2 protein-coding genes are annotated in these 3,430 nt (G+C 71.8%); one reads left to right on the top strand and one right to left on the bottom strand.

Annotation, left to right across the window (positions count from 1 at the left end; all coding sequences use genetic code 11):
- Positions 1-216: 216 nt before the first annotated feature.
- The gene (locus A2U95_RS33920; RefSeq protein WP_420857075.1) at positions 217-381 is read right to left on the bottom strand and encodes a DapH/DapD/GlmU-related protein; all 165 of its coding nucleotides are present in this window, start codon (positions 379-381) and stop codon (positions 217-219) included.
- A gap of 307 nt (positions 382-688) precedes the next feature.
- Between A2U95_RS33920 and A2U95_RS29910 the strand changes: the two genes are divergently transcribed.
- On the top strand, positions 689-3,430 hold a 2,742-nt coding region (locus A2U95_RS29910; protein ID WP_166028791.1), incomplete at its 3' end, for a glycosyl hydrolase.

Genomic DNA, 3,430 nt, shown 5'->3' with positions numbered 1-3,430 from the left:
GTGCGGTGCCGTCGACCGGCACCGCACACGGAAGCAGCGTTGTGTGGGAGAACGCCGAGAATCGCGGGGCAGACGCGGGGGAATCCCGAGCGGCCGGGCGGCGGTCCTGCGGTGGCCGGCGTCACCGCTCGGCGGCCGGCCGGGACGCGCCGCGCGCCGCCAGGTCCTCGTCCGTGATCCCGCGGAGCACCCGGCACGGCACGCCCACCGCGACCGTCACCGGGGGACGTCCCGGCTGACGACGCCGCCCGCCCCGATCACCGGCCCCCGGCCGATGCGGACGCCCGGCAGGACGACCGCGTTGCCGCCGATCCACACCTCGTCCTCGATGACGACCGGCTCCGGGAACCGGCCGAAGCCGGCGCGGGGCGAGGGGTGCACCGGGGAGCCGGCGAGTCCGCCTCGTGCGGGCCCTGAGGACGCGATCCCGGGGCCGGCGCGGGGGACGCCGCCGGAACACGGAAGCGGACGCAGAGTTTGAGAGCGCTCTCAAGGAGTAACCGAAAGCCCTTACAGGCACGCTGACATGGCATCAGACTCTGCGAAGGGTGTTGACACCCACCCTCTGGAGCCCTACGTTTCCCGCGTCTTGAGAGCGCTCTCTGAAACCGTTCCCAGCTGTTCCGGACCGGCTCTCCCCCGCTCCATCACGTCCCCCACCACCCCGTGATGACAAGAGGTGTCCTCCATGCCAGCCCTCCCCCTGCGGCCCCTGCGGGCCGTGCGACCGGCCTCCGTGCTGGTCGTGGCCGCGTCGCTGGCCGCCGTCGGACTCGGTCCGGCAGCGGCCCCCGCGGCGGCCGCCACCGTTCCCGTGGGTGCCGGAAGTTACTCCGACACCCGGCCCTCCGGCACGTCCGGTCCCACCACCAACACCGGCACGCCGGTCAAGCCCAAGGTCACCGCGGCCGCCCAGGGCAAGCCGGTGCCCACCAACGACTGGTGGTCCTCGCTGGCCTTCCAGCGGTACGGCGACAACCCGTACTCCACCCCCATGTACGGCCATCCGCTCACCTACCAGGCCGTCTCCGGCGGGCTGGAGGTCGGCTACCCGACGACCCCGGCGATCGTCGGCGAGGGACGGCAGTACGAGTTCGCCCACAAGCGGGACCTGACCGTCGGCCTGACCGGGCTGAACTCGCCCGACGCCAAGGCGGACGCCTGGTCCGACTGGACCGTCACCCCGTACTGGTCCGACGGCACCCGCACCCTGCGGACCACCATCGGCCACGGCATGCCGTTCGTGTACGCCCAGGGATCCGGCGGGAACGCCCGGATCAGCACCGCCGGCACGCCCTCCGTCTTCTCCGACCAGGGCAACGTCCTCGGCATCACCGTGGGCGGGCACCACTACGCGCTGTTCGCGCCCACCGGCGCCGACTGGAACGTCTCGGGGACGGAGATCACCGCCGGGCTCGGCGGCAAGGACTACTTCTCCCTCGCCGTGCTGCCCTCCACCGACGCCCTGGCCACCTACCGCAAGTACGCCTTCAGCTTCGTCACCGGGTCGAAGGTCGACTGGAGCTACTCGTCGGGCACGGTCAAGGCCACCTACTCGCTGACCACCGAGGCGAAGGAGGGCACCGAGCGCGGCGCCCTGCAGGCCCTCTACCGGCACCAGTGGCTGCACACCACCGACACGCTCACCTCCCACACCTACGTCTCGCCGCGCGGCCAGATGAAGGTCCGGGAGGGCGCCTCCTTCAGCACGAGCATGAAGGCGGCCCCGGCCCTGCCCCAGCTCCCGCGCAGCAGCGCCCTCGACACGGCCCGCCTGCGCGGGTACGTGAACGAGGTCGCGAACTCCGCGGACCCGTTCTCCGGCGCGACCGACACGTACTGGACCGGCAAGGCCCTCGGCAAGCTGGCCCAGCTGGTCACCATCTCCGACCAGATCGGTGAGACCGGCACCCGCGACAAGCTGCTCGGCCTGATCAAGGGCAAGCTCCAGGACTGGTTCACCGCCGGCGGCGCCAACGAGTTCTCCTACGACAAGGACTGGAAGACCCTCACCGGTTACCCGGCCTCCTACGGCAGCGACACCGAGCTCAACGACCACCACTTCCACTACGGCTACTACGTCCACGCCGCCGCGATCGTCGCCCAGTACGACGCGCAGTGGGCCGCCGACTCCGCCTGGGGCGGCATGGTGAAGACGCTGGTCCGCGACACCGCCAACCCGAGCCGCACCGACGGCTCCTTCCCCTTCCTGCGCGGCTTCGACGTCTACGCCGGGCACGGCTGGGCCTCCGGCCACCAGGGCTTCGCGGCGGGCAACAACCAGGAGTCCTCCTCGGAGTCCACCAACCTCAGCGCCGCCCTCGTCCTCTACGGCTCCGCGACCGGCGACAACTCGCTGCGCGACCTCGGCGTCTACCTGCTCACCACGGAGAGCGAGGCGATCGCCCAGTACTGGTTCGACAAGGACCAGCAGGTCTTCCCCGGGTCCTTCACCCACGACACCCTCGGCATGGTGTGGGGCAGCGGCGGCGCGTACTCCACCTGGTGGACCGCCAACCCCGAGGAGATCCACGGCATCAACACCCTCCCGGTGACCGCCGCCAACGCCCTCCACCTCGGCGCCCACAAGGAGGCGATCCGGCGCAACCTCGCCGAGATGGAACGGGAGAACGGCGGGCCCGCGGTGGAGTGGCGGGACATCCTCTGGGAGTTCCAGTCGCTGGCCGACCCCGCCGCGGCCAAGGCCAAGTGGGACGCGCAGAACGGCAGCTACACGCCGGAGGACGGCGAGTCCAAGGCCCACACCTACCACTGGCTCACCGGGCTCGACACGACGGGCGCGCCCGACACCTCGGTGACCGGCGACATCCCCACCTCGGCCGTCTTTGCCAAGAACGGCACCCGCACCTACGTGGCGCACAACCACGGATCGAGCGCGCGCACGGTCACCTTCTCCGACGGCCGGACGCTCGGCGTGCCCGCGCGGTCCACCGCGACCGCCACCGGGCCCGGGGGAACGGATCCGGGCACTCCCCCGGCCTCCGGCAACACCTTCCGGCTGCGCACCGGCGGCGTCCTCACCACGGCCACCGACGGCTCGGCGGGCAGCGACACCATCGCCTCGGCCGGCGGCACCAACCGCGACGGCACCCCGTACCAGCCGCTGGTCTACGAGGTGAAGGGCGTCAACGGCACCCTCACCCCGGGCGGTTCCACGTCCTTCCGCCTGGCCGTGGACGCCGGCACCGCGGTCGGTCTCGGCCAGCAGGCCCGGATCAGCTACGACCTGACCGGTGACGGCACCTTCGACCGGACGGAGACGTACCACTACTTCGCCACGGACCCGGTGACGGGCTGGGAGCGTTACGACCAGACCCGCGGCCTGAAGTCCGCCACCGGCACGCTGGGCAACCTGCGGGGCGGAACGGTCCGGCTGGAGGTCTGGAGCGCGATCGGCAACGCGTCCTCC

Origin of the sequence: Streptomyces chilikensis (genome assembly GCF_001642695.1) — a bacterium.
Lineage (GTDB): Bacteria > Actinomycetota > Actinomycetes > Streptomycetales > Streptomycetaceae > Streptomyces > Streptomyces chilikensis.
The sequence above is the reverse complement of the archived record's forward strand: the minus strand, read 5'-3'. Positions and strand labels throughout refer to the sequence as shown.